Source organism: Variovorax saccharolyticus, from assembly GCF_030316765.1.
In the GTDB taxonomy this organism is placed as follows: Bacteria; Pseudomonadota; Gammaproteobacteria; order Burkholderiales; family Burkholderiaceae_C; genus Variovorax; species Variovorax saccharolyticus.
Map to the genome: position 1 here is coordinate 486,616 of NZ_JASZYT010000004.1, position 14,484 is coordinate 501,099.

Here is a 14,484-nt window from a genome sequence, read left to right on the forward strand (position 1 = left end):
GTCTCCAGTTTCAACAGAGGGGGGAGGCGAGCCGGAACATCGGCAGCGCGATCTCGCTGCTCACGCGTTCGAAGCAGACCTCGACCGGCGCCCCCACCGCGAGCCGCGCGAAGTCCGGGCCGACGATGCCCGCCAGCAGGCGCACGCCCTCGTCGAGTTCGATCATCCCGATCGCGTAGGGCACGCGCGATTCGAAGGCGGCGTGGCCGGCCACGTGACACACGGTGTAGGTGTAGACCCGGCCGCGGCCGCTGGCCCGCACCCATTCGATGGCGTCGGACAGGCACCGGGTGCAGAAGCGGCGCGGATAGAACTGGTGGCGGGCGCAGGCGCGGCAGTACTGGATCTTGAGGCTGCCCTCGAGCGCGGCCTGCCAGTAGGGCGCGGTCTCCGCGGTGGGGATCGGCAGGGGAGCTGGCGGGGGCACGCTCGCCTGGGCTTCCTCGATGTCGTTTTCGGCAGGAACCATGGTTTGTCTCCGTTCGGGCGGATCGGTCCGCCTTCCGATGGTGCAGCACTTTGCCGCGATGGATGGCATTAGATCATGAACACATTAATCTTGTCAACAATCTGAATGTCGAGTAAAGTTTGGGCATCCGACGAGGTGTCGGAACTACCACCCGAGGCTCCACATGACCAAACAGACAAAGATTCGCTCCGAGATCACCGGCACCGTATGGAAGATCCTGGTGCAGGCCGGCGACACCCTGCAGGCCGACGACACCCTCATGGTTCTGGAATCCATGAAGATGGAGATTCCCGTGATCGCCCCCGAGGCCGGCCGGGTGATCGAGCTGTTCATCGCCGAAGGCGCGCCGGTGCGCGAGGGCCAGGACATCGCCCTCTTCGAGGAGGAGTGAAGGCCATGAACCTCACGATCGCACCGACGAGCCCGGCCGTCAATGCCGCGGCCCCCGCCGCTTCCAGCTTCGAGGCGCAGCGCGCCGAGCTCGACGACCGGGTCCGGGAGGCGCTGGCGATGGGTGGCGAGGCCAAGCTCGCCAAGCGCCGCGCCGGCGGCCACCTGAACGCCCGCGAGCGCGTCGAGCGCCTGCTGGACGCCGGCTCCTTCAACGAGAGCGGCATGCTGGCGGTCTCGGCCGTTCCGGCCGACCGCGCCCGCTCGCCGGCCGACGCCAAGATCAGCGGCACCGGACGCATCGACGGGCGGCGGGTCGCCGTGGTGTCGAACGACATGACGGTCATGGGCGCCTCCTCCTCGGCCGTCAACATGCGCAAGATCGCGCGCCTGAAGGAGAGCGCGACCCGCAGCGGCATGCCGCTGGTCTTCCTCGGCGAATCGAGCGGCTCCCGGGTGCCCGACAGCCTGGGCGCGGAAGCGATGGCCGGCGCCGGCCAGGATCCGCAGCAGTACTGCCGGCGGCGCGAGATCCCCTGGGTCAGCGCGGTGCTCGGTCCCTGCCTGGGCTCGTCGACCTGGTACACCTGCCTGTCCGACTTCGTGGTGATGCGCAAAGGCGCCTTTCTCGCGGTGTCGAGCGCGCGCGTGACCTCGCTGGCGATCGGCGAGGCCGTCGACCCCGAGGAACTGGGTGGCTGGAAGCTCCATGCCGAGCAGACCGGCCTGGTCGACCTGGTCGTCGACAGCGACGAGGAAGCGCTGGCCGCCATCCGCCGCTTCCTGAGCTACCTGCCGTCCCATGCGGGGGCCCGGCCGCCGAGCCTGCCGGCCGCCGAGGCGGTCGCGCCCGACGCCGAGAAGCTGGTCGAGCTGGTGCCATCTGCGCGCGGCAAGACCTACGACATGCGCAAGGTCATCGCCGGCATCGTCGACGAGGGCAGCTTCTTCAACCTCAAGGACCGCTTCGGCCGGGCCGCCGTGACCGGTCTGGCGCGGCTGGGCGGAGAAAGCGTGGGCATCGTCGCCTCGAACCCGATGTTCAAGGGCGGCGCCATGGACCCCGAGGCCTGCCGCAAGGTCAGCGCCTTCCTCGTGATGTGCGACTCGTTCAACATCCCGATCCTGTTCCTGGTCGACACGCCGGGCTTCCTGGTGGGCATCGAGGGCGAGCGCAAGGCGGCGCCGGCGCACATCATGAACATGATCCATGCCGTGCAGCTGTGCAGCGTGCCCAAGCTGGCGGTGATCCTGCGCAAGAGCTACGGCCAGGCCTACATCAACATGGGCGGCGGCCGCAACAGCGACGAGGCGGCGGCCTGGACCAGCGCCGATGCCAGCTTCATGGACCCGCAGATCGGCGTCAGCGTGCTGCATGGCATCCAGCGCGAGGACGACCCCGAGCGCTTCGACCAGCTGAAGGCCGAACTGGCGCGCGACACCTCGGCCTATGCACTGGCCGGCGCCTTCGGCGTGCAGGCGGTGATCGCTCCGCAGCAGACCCGCAGCTGGCTCATCGATGCGCTCGCCGCCCATCGCCGCGAGCGCAACGGCGGCATCGGCCAGCACGAGATGCGTGCCTGGCCGACCTACCTCTGAAGCGGCCGATGCGACCCTGGCGCGTCGAGGCCGCCGGGATCAGAATGCGAGGTTGACGGCAGCGATCTCAAGGAGAACCTCCATGGGCACCGAAGCAGCGGAGCAGCACCGGCTCGAGGAAGCGCAGGCGAAGCGCGCGGCCTGGAAGAAGTGGGGCCCCTACCTCAGCGAGCGGCAATGGGGAACCGTGCGCGAGGACTACAGCGACAACGGCGATGCCTGGAACTACTTCACCCACGACCAGGCCCGTTCGCGCGCCTACCGCTGGGGCGAAGACGGGCTTGGCGGCATCAGCGACGACCACCAGGTGCTGTGCTTTGCGCTGGCGCTGTGGAACGGGCGCGACCCGATCCTGAAGGAGCGCGCCTTCGGCCTGGCCAACAGCGAAGGCAACCATGGCGAGGACGTCAAGGAGTACTACTTCTACCTCGACTCGACGCCGACGCACTCGTACATGAAGTACCTGTACAAGTATCCGCAGGCCGCCTATCCGTACCAGGACCTGGTCGCCACCAACCGCAGCCGCGGCAAGCAGGAGCCCGAATACGAACTGCTGGACACCGGCGTGTTCGACGACAACCGCTACTTCGACGTCTTCGTGGAGTACGCGAAGGCCGCGCCCGACGACATCCTGGTGCGCATCACGGTCTTCAACCGCGGGCCGGAGGCGGCGTCGCTCGACCTGCTGCCGACGCTGTGGTTCCGCAACACCTGGTCGCAGCCGGGCGGCGGCTCCAAGCCGGTCCTCGAGCGGGTCGACGGCGCCGCGCCCGCGACCGTGCGCGCCCGCCACACCGACCCGCTGTTCCTCGAATCGCTGGGTGCCTACGAGCTTCATTGCGACGCCGACGTGCCGCTGCTGTTCACCGAGAACGAGACCAACAACGCACGCCTCTTCGCCGGCGACAACGCGTCGGCCTGGGTGAAGGACGGCATCCACGAATTCATCGTCCACGGCAACACCGAGGCGGTCAATCCGGAGCAGCGGGGCACCAAGGCGGCAGCCCACTACCGGCTCGATGTCGGCCCGGGCCAGTCGCGGCAGGCGCGCCTGCGGCTGGCGGCCAGCGAGTCCGGTGCAGCGGTGCAGCCTTTCAAGGACTTCGATGCCGTCTTCGCGGCCCGCGTGAAGGAGGCCGACGCGTTCTACGCGGCGGTGACGCCACCGGCCGTGCGTGACGATCCGGACCGCGCGAACGTGATGCGCCAGGCGCTGGCCGGCATGCTGTGGACCAAGCAGTACTTCTACTACGACCTCGATCTCTGGCTCGACGAGCACGGTGCGGGCAGCCAGCTGCCGCAGTCGGAGCGCCGGCGGGTGCGCAACCTCGAGTGGGGCCACATGTTCAACGACGACATCATCTCGATGCCGGACAAATGGGAGTACCCCTGGTACGCCGCCTGGGACCTGGCCTTCCACATGATCCCCCTGGGCATGGTCGACCCCGACTTCGCCAAGCAGCAGCTCGACCTGATGCTGCGCAACGACTACCTGCATCCGAACGGCCAGCTCCCGGCCTACGAATGGAACTTCGGCGACGTCAATCCGCCGGTGCACGCCTGGGCGACGATGCAGCTCTACCTGATCGACAAGGAGCGGCGCGGCGGCCGCGGCGACATCGAGTTCCTCAAGTACGCCTTCTCCAAGCTGCTGGTGAACTTCACCTGGTGGGTCAACCGCAAGGACCGCACCGGCGCCAATGTCTTCGAGGGCGGATTTCTCGGGCTGGACAACATCGGCGTCTTCGACCGCTCGTCGGCGCTGCCCACGGGCGGCTACCTCGATCAGGCCGACGGCACGGCGTGGATGGTGTTCTTCAGCCAGCAGATGCTGCGCATTGCCGTCGAACTGGCGCTGGAGGAGCCGCTGTACGAGGAATTCGTCGAGAAGTTCTTCCAGCACACGCTGTTCATCGCCGGCGCGATGGACCGCGTCGGCGACCGGCACGACGAGATGTGGGACGAGGAGGACGGCTTTTTCTACGACGTGCTGCGACTGCCGGACGGCAGCGCCACGCGGCTCAAGGTGCGGTCCATCGTCGGCCTGCTGCCTCTGGCCGGGGTGGCCGTGTTCGAGGAGGACATCCTCGCGAAGCTGCCGAAGTTCGGCGAGCGGGCGCGGCAGTTCCTGGCGCGCCACCCCGAGCTGTCGGCCAACATGCATCTGCCGCAGGAGCCTGGCGTGGCCAATCGCCGGATGCTGGCCATCGTCGACGAGAGGAAGCTGCGCCGCATCCTCGCGCGCATGCTCGACGAGAGCGAGTTCTTCAGCCCGCACGGGCTGCGCGCGCTGTCGCGCAGCCACCTGGAGCATCCCTACGTCTTCGAGCACGCGGGCCAGTCGTACCGCGTGGGGTACGTGCCGGGCGATTCCGACTCGGGCATGTTCGGCGGCAACTCCAACTGGCGCGGGCCAGTCTGGATGCCGATCAACTTCCTGCTGTACACCTCGCTGCTGCGCCTCTACGCGTATTTCGGCGAGGACTTCAAGGTCGAGTGCCCGACCGGCTCGGGGCAGATGATGACGCTGCTCGAAGTGGCGCGGGAACTGGGCGAGCGGCTGAGCCGCCTCTTCCTGCGCGGCGCGGGCGATGGCGATGGCGGCGGCGGGCGGCCGGCCTACGGGGCCGACACGAGGTTCCGCGACGACCCGCACTGGCGCGAGCTGGTGCAGTTCCACGAGTATTTCCACGGTGACACCGGCGCCGGCATCGGCGCCAGCCACCAGACCGGCTGGACCGGCTGCGTGGCACGGATCATCCAGGTCAATGCGGTGCTGACCAAGGACCTGCTGCTCATGCCCGGGGCCGAGGCGGCGGCTGCGCGCGCCCTGCACGGCGTGGCCAAGGAACCCGCCCCGAGGTCGACGGCACCGGGGTGAGCGTCATGCAAGGCCCTCGCTATCCGGCGCTCTACCAGCTCAATACGCGCGTCTTCCTGACGGCGCTGTCGCGGTCGCTGGGTCGTGCGGCCACGCTGGACGACATCGCCGACGCCGAGCTGGATCGGCTGTCCGGCATGGGGTTCGACTGGCTCTGGTTGCTGAGCGTCTGGCAGACCGGAGAAGCCGCGCAGCGCATCTCGCGCAGCAATCCGGCGTGGCGGCGCGAGTTCGAGCACACGCTGCCTGACCTTCGCGAGGAGGACATCGCGGGTTCGGGCTTCGCGATCAAGGACTACCGCGTGCACCGCGACCTGGGCGGCGACGCCGCCCTGGCGCGCCTGCGGTCGCGAATGCGCCAGCGCGGGCTGCGCCTGATGCTCGACTTCGTGCCGAACCACATGGCCCTCGATCATCCGTGGACCGACGAGCGGCCGGACTGCTTCGTGCATGCCAGCGAAGCCGATCTGGCGCGAGCGCCCCAGAACCATTGCCGCGTGCAGACCCGCAACGGCCCGCTGCTGCTCGCCCACGGCCGGGACCCGTACTTCGACGGCTGGCCCGACACCCTGCAGCTCGACTACGGCAACGCCCATCTGCAGACGTCGATGATCGCCGAGCTCGAGCGCATCGCCGGCCAGTGCGACGGCCTTCGCTGCGACATGGCGATGCTGGTCGTGCCCGAGGTCTTCGAGCGCACCTGGGGCATCCGGGCCGAAGCGTTCTGGCCCCGGGCGATCGACACGGTGCGGCGCTCCCACCCCGGCTTCCTGTTCATGGCGGAGGTCTACTGGGACATGGAATGGACCCTGCAGCAGCAGGGTTTCGACTACGCCTACGACAAGCGCCTGTACGACCGCCTGCACGAGCTGCACGCCCGCCCGGTTCGCGAGCACCTGTGCGCGGACATGGGCTACCAGGACCGGCTGGCGCGCTTCCTGGAGAACCACGACGAAGCGCGGGCGGCCGCCTCCCTGGCCCCTGAAGTCCACCCCGCCGCGGCGGTGCTGACCTATGTCTCGCCGGGCCTGCGCTTCTTCCATCAAGGGCAGCTCGAAGGCCGGCGCACGCGGATTTCCCCGCATCTGGTGCGCGGACCGGACGAAGCCGTGGACGCTGCGCTCGAGCAGTTCTATGGCCGGCTGCTGGCGCTGCTGCGCCGGCCGGCGCTGCGCGACGGCCGCTGGTCGCTGCGGGACTGTCTCCCGGCCTGGGACGGCAACCCCAGTTCGGACAATTTCATCGCCTTCGATTGGGAGGGGGCCGATGGCGAGCGGGTGCTGGTTGCCGTGAACTACGCGCCGCAGCCATCCCAGTGCTTCGTGCGTCTTCCGTTCCCGCAGCTGGCAGGAAGCGTGCTGCGCTTGCGCGACCTGCTCGGCACGGCGGTCTACGACCGTCCGGGCGACGACCTGCTGTCGCGCGGCTTGTTCCTCGACCTGCCGCCATGGGGCCACCACGCCTTCGAGGTGCAGCGGCTGGCCTGATGGCCGGCCGGGGCCGGCGTGCTACGCCAGCGAGATCTCGCGCATGAGGTTGCTGCGGACCCAGGTGAACGACCCGGACTGGACGTTGTCCGCCTGCCAGCGGCGGAATTCAGGATCGGCCGCCAGCGGATCCGTGACCTTGGCGTAAGCCACCGCGTTCTCGAACTGCACGGTCAGGACATAGTTGCCCAGCTCGCCCGCGGCCACGCTCCAGAGTTGCGGGTCGGGTGCTCCGTGTTTCTTCCAGAGCGCCGCGCCCGCTTTCAGGGCGCCGATGACGGCCCCCAGGTCGGCGCCGGGGTTGGGTCGCAGGACATATCGCGCTTCGTAGGACATCGACGTCTCCTTCGTCACGGGAAGAGCCGTCATTGAAGCACCCGCGCGCCGGCGGGGCAATCGACTTTTGCGCTGCCGCAGCGACGGCGGCACCGGCCCTGCGGCCGCTCAGTCGGCGTGCGCGCCGGCCATCTCGAAATCGTGGGTTTCCAGCAGCACGGGGTGGCACGGCGCCTCGTGGTGGCGCTCGAGGGCGAGGGCGTCGATGGTTGCCCTGTGCGCCTGGTAGGCGGCCACCAGCGTGTCGCCGCCGCCGTCGGCACCGAAGAGGTCGCGCAGCGGGTCTTCCGAGATCTCGGCGACGACCCTGTCGCCTTCAGGGCCATCCGGGTAGATCGCGAACCGCACCGTGGCCGTGTCGAAACAGTAGATTGCCTCGGTCATTTCCTTTGCCTCCGCTTGAGACGCAGGCATGCGAAGCGGGTGCTTGGCATGCCTTCGCATGCCTGCACATGATCCGCCGCCGGACCTCGCAGGTCCAATGGAAGCTCTTCGGGCAGTGCGGGCATTTCACCCGCGCGCCGATCAGTTCGCGCTCAGCGAGAAGCCGTCGCCCGCCACCTGCACCTGCGCTGCGCGCGGGCGCTCCGCCAGGCCTGCGACGAGGTCGACCACCGGATGCCGGAGGCTGAAGCTGTCGCCGGCCGCGGTCGGCGCCAGGCCGTCGATCTTCTCGTCGCCGTACATGTAGCGCAGCAGCAGTTCGTCGTCGCCGATGTCCTTGTAGCGCTGGCGCAGGCCCGGCAGCACCGGCTCGATGGCCGGCGGCGTGAGCGCCACATCCTTCGAGCCGTTGCCGATGATCCGGTCCTTGACGTCGGGGTCGACCGGCAGCGGCAGTTCGCCGAAATAGCCGCAGACGTATTTCTTGACTTCGTCCGGGACGACCTTGTAGCGCTCGTTGTTGAGCACGTTCATCACCGCCTGGGCCGAGACGATCGCGGGATAGGGCGTGACCATGATCGGCGAGCCGAGCTCGACCCGCACGCGGCCGATCTCCTCGAGCACGGCGGGAAGCCTGTCGGACATGCCGGCGAGCTTGAGCTGCGATTCGAGATTGCTCATCGCGCCGCCGGCGAACTGCGTGATGTAGTGGCTGGGCTCGTACTCGGCGGGCACGCCGACCGGCTGGCCCTCGCGCTCGGCCAGGGCGCCGAAGTACGCGCCGACCTCGTCGAGCAGGCGGTCGTCGACCGTGACCTCGAGGCCGATCTCGCGCAGGTTGCGGGCGATCATCTGGGCCGCCGGCAGCGAGTTGCCGTTGGCCAGCGGATCGACCGCCGTGAGGATGCTGTCGGCGCCATGCACCGCGGCCTCGATCGCGAGCAGCGGCCCGAGCCCGGTCAGGCAGTGGGTGTTGAACTCCAGCCGGGCCCGGCCGCCGATCGCCTGCCTGATCGCCGGCACCAGCGTGCGCACGCGTTCCAGCGTCAGGATGCCGGCCGCATCGGCGAGCGCGACGGTGCGCACGCCGAAGCGCTCGACCGCCTCGCGCGCCTTGCTCGCGTACAGCGCGTCGTCGTAGCCCGGCGCGATGTTGTAGCCGAGCAGCAGCGTGACCTCGGCGCCGAGCCGGTGTGCGGTCGCGATGCTCGATGCGAGGTTGTCGTTGCACATCAGGGCGTCGAACAGGCCGATCTCGCGCACGCCGTTGGCGATCTGCCGCTCGACGAAGAGGTCGGTGATGTCGTCGGCGACCGGAAAGAAGCCCCGCATCAGGTTGCTGCGGATGGCGGCGCGAAGCGGCGTGTGCCGTATCCGCTCGCTCAGCAGGCGGATGCGCTCGAACGGGTCCTGGTTCAGGAACAGGACGCTGGCATCGAACTGGACCAGCGCGATCGCCTGCATCGACAGGAAGCCGGCGCGGTCCATGCGTTCTGCGATCGGCAGCATGTGCTCGGTGCGCATGCGGGTGGCCCACAGGCACTGCTGGCCGTCGCGCAGCGTGTCGTCGGTCAGGTGGATCGTGCGGCGCTTGCCGGTGCGCGCGCTTTCCGCGGCAACCAGTTTCTTGAGGTGTTCGAGCATGGCTTCAGCTCTCCGTGCCTTGGAGTTGGATCGAGACGCCGGGGCCCTGCACGCCGAGCTGCGCGTAGGGCGCGGCGCGTGCCGTGAGGCCGGCGAGAAGGGCTTGCGCCGGCGTCAGGCCCGCGTAGCGCAATGCGTCGGGCGATGCCGGGGCGGGCAGCGCCCCGGGCGCCACGCCGCAGCTCTGGGCGATCACCAGGGCGGCGTCGCTCGCGTCGGGGTGGGCCGCACGCAACGCAGCCAGCGGCGATGCAGCGGGGCCGGGCAGTGCGCCGACGCGTCGCGCCAGCCCGGCATCGACTTCCTGCGGCGCCGGGCCATGGACCTGCTGCAGCGCGCGCCGCACGCCGGGCCGGATCTCGGCGTAGCGGGGCATGCCCTGGAGATGCAGCAGGGCCTGCTCGGCGATCGGCCGTGCGAACGGCGCCAGCATCGGCGGCGCGCCGACTTCGCGGCGCACGCGGGCGCACTCGTGCGCAAAGGCGTGCAGCCGGTGCCCGAGGCCGGATTCGGCCAGCTTGCGCATGAACTGCGCCGCGACCTCGCCCGGCAGCTCGTGCACATAGGGTGCGAGGTCGAACACCCAGGCGCGCGCCGGCTCGAAGCCTTCGCAGTCGGCCATCTCGGCGAGCAGCCGGTCGGCCTCGCCGATGGCATGCAGCAGCTGGTCGCTCGCGGGCCTGCCCTGGCGCAGCAGGCGCAGCGACTTCAGCAGCGTGCCGAGCGCCGGCACCGAGGCGCCGTTGGCCAGCGGCGCGAAGGCGGTGTCGAGCCCGTCGATGCCGAGGCGCACCGCCTCGAGCGCGACCAGGGGTGCAAGCCCGGTCTGGCAGCGCAGGTGCAGGTCGAGAGGCGTGTGGCCGAGACCCCAGCGCATTGCCGGCAGCAGCGTCGCGAGCCGGTCTGTCGTCAGCAGGCCGCCTTCGTCCCGAAGCATGACGCGATCGGCGCCGGCAGCGGCAAGCGCCACAGCATTCGCCCGGAGATCATCGTCGCGGCGGGTGGGTTCCTGTGCGAAAGGCAGGGCGGCTATTGCCGTCAGTCCGACTGCCTTGGCGGCCTTCAGGACCGGCGCCATGCGCTCGATGTCGAGCAGCGGGTCGATCAGCAGGATCTCGGAAACGCCGCGTTGCGCCAGTTCGCGGAGCCACAGCGTGGCAATTTCCGTCGAGATGAGGTCGACGCCTCGCCGGCCATGATCCGTCAGCAATGAGACAGCGGCGCGCAGCGCGATACCGCGGCAACGCTCACGCAGCAGCTCGATGCGCTGCCAGGGGTTCTCGCCGCGCGCCACGCACTGCTGCAGCGTCGCCGGCGAGGCCACCTCGACCGCCGCGGGGCGGGCGGCGGCCAGCCGGGGGGCGAGGGCCAGCGCCATCGGCGTGGTCATGGCGCCGTTCCAGCGCGCGCCCTGGCCGTCGGTCAGGCTGACGTCGGTGCAGCGCACCACGGCTTCTTCGGTCATGGCTGCACCCCGGCTTCGGCCTGCGCCGCCCGGGCGGCCAGGGCGGCGGCCTTCTGCGCCGCCTTGCGCTGCGGCAGGAAGGTCTCCTCGACCCAGCGCGTCGTGACCTTGCCGCCGACGAAATCGTCATGCGCCAGCACCGCGTCGTGGAAGGGTGCGGTGGTCGAGGGCCCCTCGATCCGCAGGCCGCCGAGCGCCTGCCGCATGCGCGCGATGGCCTGCTGGCGCGTCGGCGCGTGCACGATCAGCTTGCCGAGCAGCGAGTCGTAGTAGGGCGGCACCGTGTAGCCCGCATAGCAGTGGCTGTCGACGCGGATGCCCTCGCCGGACGGCAGGTCCCAGCGCGAGATCAGCCCCGGACGCGGCAGGAAGTTGCGCTCCGGGTCCTCGGCATTGATGCGGCATTCGATCGCATGGCCCTGCAGCTTCACGTCGTCCTGCGTGAACGACAGCGGCAGCCCGGCCGCGACCCGGATCTGCTCGGCCACCAGGTCGAAGCCGGTGATCATCTCGGTCACCGGATGCTCGACCTGGATGCGGGTGTTCATCTCGAGGAAGAAGTAGCGGTTGTCGCGCTGGTCGACCACGAACTCGATGGTGCCGGCGCCGCAGTACGCGGCATTGCGCGTCAGGCTCACGGCGCATTCGCCCATGGCCCGGCGCATCGCCTCGTCGACCGCGGGGGAGGGTGCCTCTTCGATCAGCTTCTGGTGGCGGCGCTGGGTCGAGCACTCGCGCTCGCCGAGATAGACCACGTTGCCGTGCGAATCCGCCATCACCTGGATCTCGATGTGGCGCGCATGCTCGATGAACTTCTCCATGTACAGCGTGGCGTCGCCGAAGGCCGATTGCGCTTCGTTGGCCGCCGAGCTCATCAGCGATTCGAGTTCGCTCGGGTCGCGGACGATGCGCATGCCGCGGCCGCCGCCGCCGGCGGTCGCCTTGATCAGCACCGGGTAGCCGATGTCGGCGCCGATGCGCTGGGCCTGCGCCACGTCCGACAGCGCGCCGGAGCCCGGAACGCGCGGGACGCCGGCCTTCTGCGCCAGGCCCACCGCGGTGATCTTGTCACCCATCGCGTCGATCGCCTCGGCCGAGGGGCCGACGAACACCAGTCCGGCCTCGACGCAGGCGCGCACGAAGGACGAGCGCTCGGAGAGGAAGCCGTAGCCTGGATGCACCGCGTCGCAGCCGCTCTGCAGGGCGGCCTCGACGATCCTGTCGGCCCGCAGGTAGCTCTCGGCCGCGAGGGGAGGGCCGAGCACGACGACTGCGTCGGCCATCCTGGCGGCCAGGGTCTCGGTGTCGGCTTCGGAGACGCCGACCACGGCCTCGATGCCGAGGCTGCGGCAGGCGCGGATCACGCGCACGGCGATCTCGCCGCGATTGGCCACGAACAGGCGCCGGATGTCGCGGCTGGCCACGGGGGTGGAAACGGTCCTGCTCATGTCAGGCCTCCTGCGCCGGCTTGATCAGCATCACGATCTGGTCGTGCTGGACCGGCTTGCCGTTCTCGATCAGGACCCGCTCGATGGTGCCGGCAAAGTCGGACTTGACGGTGTTGAACATCTTCATCACCTCGACCAGGCACACCGTGTCCCCGGCCTGCACGGCGGCGCCGACCGTGACGAAGGGCGGTTGGTCGGGGCTGGGGCGCAGGTAGAAGGTGCCGACCATCGGCGCGCGCACCGCGACCAGGCCGGCGGGAACTTCCGTCAGCGCCGCGGGCGGTGCCGCAGCGGCCCCGTCGACAGCAGGGGCATCGGCCGCCAGGGCGGGGCGCGCGGCCCGGCTCTGCGGCGCCTGCGCGGGCAGGGCCGACGAGGCGCCGGGCTTGCGGGCGTGAAGCTCGAACTCGCCGACGGTGACGTCCAGGGATTCGAGGTGTTCGGCGCTGTCGAGGATCTCGAGGATGCGGCGGACGTCGGTATGGGTTAGGGGCATGGCCTGTGTCTCCTGTGCGGCGGATCGGTCCGCCTTTCGATGGCGCAGCGCTCTGCTGCAATGGACTGGATTAGATCATGGGCACATTAATCTTGTCAACAATCTGAATGTCGAGTAGAGTTCGGAGATCCGACGACGTGTCGGGACCACCCGAGGCTCCAGATGACCCTACAGACAAGGGCCGGCGTCCGCCAGCTGCAGACGCTGCCCGAACAGATCGCCGAGCGCATCCTGACATCGATCGCGCAGGGCGAATACGCTCCGGGCGATCGCATCCGGGAAGAGAGCGTGGCCGAATGCTTCGAGGTCAGCCGGGGCCCGGTGCGCGAGGCCCTGCGCATCCTCGAGAAGGACTCGGTGGTGTGCATCCTGCCGAACCGCGGCGCCCATGTCACGCAACTCTCGATCAAGGAGGTCGGCGACATCTTCGAGATTCGCCGCGACCTGGTCGGCGCGATGGTGCGGCGCTTCGGGCGCCGGAGCGACGACTTCCTTGCGCGCATCGCCACCGAGGTCGGCGAGCTCGAGCGCCTGGCCCGAGTCGACGACGCCGGCCACGCCTTCCTGGCGGTCAGCCACCGGATCGCCGGCCTGCTGGCCGCCTGCTCCGGCAACGAACGGCTGACCCAGATCCTGGCCTCGCTGGCCCGGCAGACGCGGCGCTACGCGAAGCTCGGCCTGGCGACCGCGGCGCGCCGGAAGGAATCGGCCCGCACCTGGCGCGCGGTGCTCGAAGCGCTCGAGGCCGGCGATGCCGACCGCGCGGCCGCCGCCATCGAGTCGCTGATCGACGCCTCGCGCGACGAGGCCATCAGGCAACTGCAGACGCAGGCCATCCATTCGACAACCCAAGGAGACACCCCATGAAGCAACCCACCAACGAACTGGAGAGAGACATGACATTCCGTATCGACCGCCGCGGCCTGGCCGCCGCCCTTGCCGCCGCCTGCGTCGCGCTGGCCGCCCCTGCCGCGCTGGCGCAGGCCCCCGCCGACAAGGTGGTCCGCCTGCTCGTGGCCGGGCCCCCCGGCGGCAGCCTCGACGTCGTCTCGCGGCTGCTGGCCGAAGGCCTGCAAAAGGAGCTGAACCAGACGGTGGTCGTCGAGTCCAGGCCCGGCGCCGGCGGCGCGGTGGCGGTCAACGACCTGCTGCAGGCCCCGCACGACGGCAACACCTTGGTGGTCGCACTCGATGCGCTGGTCAGCGAGATCCCGCACATCGTCAAGCTGCGCATCGACATGGCCAAGGAAGTCAGGCCGCTGGTCGAGCTGGCGCGCGGCGGGATCGTGCTGGTCGGGAATCCCTCGGTGCCGGCCAAGACCCTGGCCGAACTGGTGGCCTACGTGAAGTCCAGCCCGGGCAAGGTCAGCTACGCCTCCTACAGCGCCGGCACCATCTCGCACGTGATGGGCCTGCAGCTCAACAAGGCGGCCGGCATCGACATGGCGCACGTCGGCTACAAGGGAACGCCGCCGGCGCTGGTCGACCTGATGGGCGGCCACGTGCCGCTGATGTTCGCCGGCATCCCGAATGCGGTGCCGCTGATCAAGACCGGCAAGATCGTGCCGTATGCGGTCAGCCTGCCGCAGCGCTCCCCGAACCTGCCGAACGTGCCGACCTTCGCCGAGCTCGGCTACCCGCAGCTCGAGGCGCTGGTCTGGATCGGCCTGTTCACCACGCCCGACGTGCCCGCCGCGGCGCAGACGCGCATGCGCGATGCCACGCTGAAGGTCATGGCCCAGCCCGCGACGCGCGAGCGACTGCGCGAGTTCGGCCTCGATGCCGGCCAGCCACGAACCGCGGACGAGCTCACGAAATCGCTGCGGGCCGACCACGAGCGCGTCGGCGCGGTGCTGAAGTCGATCGATTTCAAGCCCGAGTGAGC

Annotated in this window: 13 protein-coding genes; 6 read left to right on the forward strand and 7 right to left on the reverse strand. The window is 69.6% G+C overall.

Annotated elements, in window-relative coordinates; translation table 11 throughout:
* Positions 1-10: 10 nt before the first annotated feature.
* On the reverse strand, positions 11-469 hold the full coding sequence (locus QTI45_RS16095; protein ID WP_286655099.1) for a Zn-ribbon domain-containing OB-fold protein: 459 nt from the start codon (positions 467-469) through the stop codon (positions 11-13).
* A gap of 163 nt (positions 470-632) precedes the next feature.
* Between QTI45_RS16095 and QTI45_RS16100 the strand changes: the two genes are divergently transcribed.
* From QTI45_RS16100 to QTI45_RS16115, 4 genes are all read left to right on the forward strand, one after another.
* Complete coding sequence (locus QTI45_RS16100) at positions 633-860, forward strand: biotin/lipoyl-binding carrier protein (RefSeq protein WP_286655100.1); 228 nt, start codon at positions 633-635, stop codon at positions 858-860.
* Between the two features lie 5 nt (positions 861-865).
* Positions 866-2,458: an acyl-CoA carboxylase subunit beta gene (locus QTI45_RS16105; protein WP_286655101.1), complete on the forward strand. Its 1,593-nt coding sequence runs from the start codon at positions 866-868 to the stop codon at positions 2,456-2,458.
* 82 nt (positions 2,459-2,540) lie between these two features.
* Entirely contained in the window at positions 2,541-5,339 is a 2,799-nt protein-coding gene (locus tag QTI45_RS16110; RefSeq protein WP_286655102.1) for an MGH1-like glycoside hydrolase domain-containing protein, read from the forward strand.
* Between the two features lie 5 nt (positions 5,340-5,344).
* Positions 5,345-6,826, forward strand: coding sequence for an alpha-amylase family glycosyl hydrolase (locus QTI45_RS16115; protein ID WP_286655103.1), 1,482 nt, complete (start codon positions 5,345-5,347; stop codon positions 6,824-6,826).
* A gap of 21 nt (positions 6,827-6,847) precedes the next feature.
* On the opposite strand, the gene QTI45_RS16120 is transcribed toward QTI45_RS16115, so the two are convergent.
* From QTI45_RS16120 to accB, 6 genes are all read right to left on the reverse strand, one after another.
* A complete protein-coding gene (locus QTI45_RS16120) occupies positions 6,848-7,162 on the reverse strand; it encodes an NIPSNAP family protein (RefSeq protein ID WP_286655104.1) in 315 nt (104 codons plus the stop codon).
* A gap of 108 nt (positions 7,163-7,270) precedes the next feature.
* Positions 7,271-7,546 carry a DUF1488 family protein gene (locus tag QTI45_RS16125; protein WP_286374144.1) on the reverse strand — a complete coding sequence of 92 codons (276 nt, stop codon included), beginning with the start codon at positions 7,544-7,546 and terminating at the stop codon, positions 7,271-7,273.
* A gap of 141 nt (positions 7,547-7,687) precedes the next feature.
* Complete coding sequence (locus tag QTI45_RS16130; protein ID WP_286655105.1) at positions 7,688-9,190, reverse strand: carboxylase; 1,503 nt, start codon at positions 9,188-9,190, stop codon at positions 7,688-7,690.
* Positions 9,191-9,194: 4 nt separating this feature from the next.
* Positions 9,195-10,655: an acetyl-CoA carboxylase biotin carboxylase subunit family protein gene (locus tag QTI45_RS16135; RefSeq protein WP_286655106.1), complete on the reverse strand. Its 1,461-nt coding sequence runs from the start codon at positions 10,653-10,655 to the stop codon at positions 9,195-9,197.
* Positions 10,652-12,103, reverse strand: coding sequence for an acetyl-CoA carboxylase biotin carboxylase subunit (gene accC, locus QTI45_RS16140; RefSeq protein ID WP_286655107.1), 1,452 nt, complete (start codon positions 12,101-12,103; stop codon positions 10,652-10,654). Before accC ends, QTI45_RS16135 begins: the two co-directional genes overlap by 4 nt.
* Before the next feature lies 1 nt (position 12,104).
* On the reverse strand, positions 12,105-12,599 hold the full coding sequence (gene accB, locus QTI45_RS16145; RefSeq protein ID WP_286655108.1) for an acetyl-CoA carboxylase biotin carboxyl carrier protein: 495 nt from the start codon (positions 12,597-12,599) through the stop codon (positions 12,105-12,107).
* Positions 12,600-12,761: 162 nt separating this feature from the next.
* On the opposite strand from accB, the gene QTI45_RS16150 reads away from it, so the two are divergent.
* Both QTI45_RS16150 and QTI45_RS16155 read left to right on the forward strand, forming a co-directional pair.
* Positions 12,762-13,466, forward strand: a complete 705-nt coding sequence (locus QTI45_RS16150; RefSeq protein ID WP_286655109.1) for a GntR family transcriptional regulator — start codon at positions 12,762-12,764, stop codon at positions 13,464-13,466.
* Positions 13,463-14,482, forward strand: a complete 1,020-nt coding sequence (locus QTI45_RS16155) for a Bug family tripartite tricarboxylate transporter substrate binding protein (RefSeq protein WP_286655110.1) — start codon at positions 13,463-13,465, stop codon at positions 14,480-14,482. The genes QTI45_RS16150 and QTI45_RS16155 overlap by 4 nt, the downstream gene beginning before the upstream one ends.
* The last annotated feature ends 2 nt before the right edge of the window (positions 14,483-14,484 follow it).

Excerpts from the sequence above, each read along its gene's own strand:
- QTI45_RS16095 (WP_286655099.1), bottom strand. The coding sequence starts at position 469 with ATGGTTCCTGCCGAAAACGACATCGAGGAAGCCCAGGCGAGCGTGCCC.
- QTI45_RS16100 (WP_286655100.1), top strand. The coding sequence starts at position 633 with ATGACCAAACAGACAAAGATTCGCTCCGAGATCACCGGCACCGTATGG.
- QTI45_RS16105 (WP_286655101.1), top strand. The coding sequence starts at position 866 with ATGAACCTCACGATCGCACCGACGAGCCCGGCCGTCAATGCCGCGGCC.
- QTI45_RS16110 (WP_286655102.1), top strand. The coding sequence starts at position 2,541 with ATGGGCACCGAAGCAGCGGAGCAGCACCGGCTCGAGGAAGCGCAGGCG.
- QTI45_RS16115 (WP_286655103.1), top strand. The coding sequence starts at position 5,345 with ATGCAAGGCCCTCGCTATCCGGCGCTCTACCAGCTCAATACGCGCGTC.
- QTI45_RS16120 (WP_286655104.1), bottom strand. The coding sequence starts at position 7,162 with ATGTCCTACGAAGCGCGATATGTCCTGCGACCCAACCCCGGCGCCGAC.
- QTI45_RS16125 (WP_286374144.1), bottom strand. The coding sequence starts at position 7,546 with ATGACCGAGGCAATCTACTGTTTCGACACGGCCACGGTGCGGTTCGCG.
- QTI45_RS16130 (WP_286655105.1), bottom strand. The coding sequence starts at position 9,190 with ATGCTCGAACACCTCAAGAAACTGGTTGCCGCGGAAAGCGCGCGCACC.
- QTI45_RS16135 (WP_286655106.1), bottom strand. The coding sequence starts at position 10,655 with ATGACCGAAGAAGCCGTGGTGCGCTGCACCGACGTCAGCCTGACCGAC.
- accC (WP_286655107.1), bottom strand. The coding sequence starts at position 12,103 with ATGAGCAGGACCGTTTCCACCCCCGTGGCCAGCCGCGACATCCGGCGC.
- accB (WP_286655108.1), bottom strand. The coding sequence starts at position 12,599 with ATGCCCCTAACCCATACCGACGTCCGCCGCATCCTCGAGATCCTCGAC.
- QTI45_RS16150 (WP_286655109.1), top strand. The coding sequence starts at position 12,762 with ATGACCCTACAGACAAGGGCCGGCGTCCGCCAGCTGCAGACGCTGCCC.
- QTI45_RS16155 (WP_286655110.1), top strand. The coding sequence starts at position 13,463 with ATGAAGCAACCCACCAACGAACTGGAGAGAGACATGACATTCCGTATC.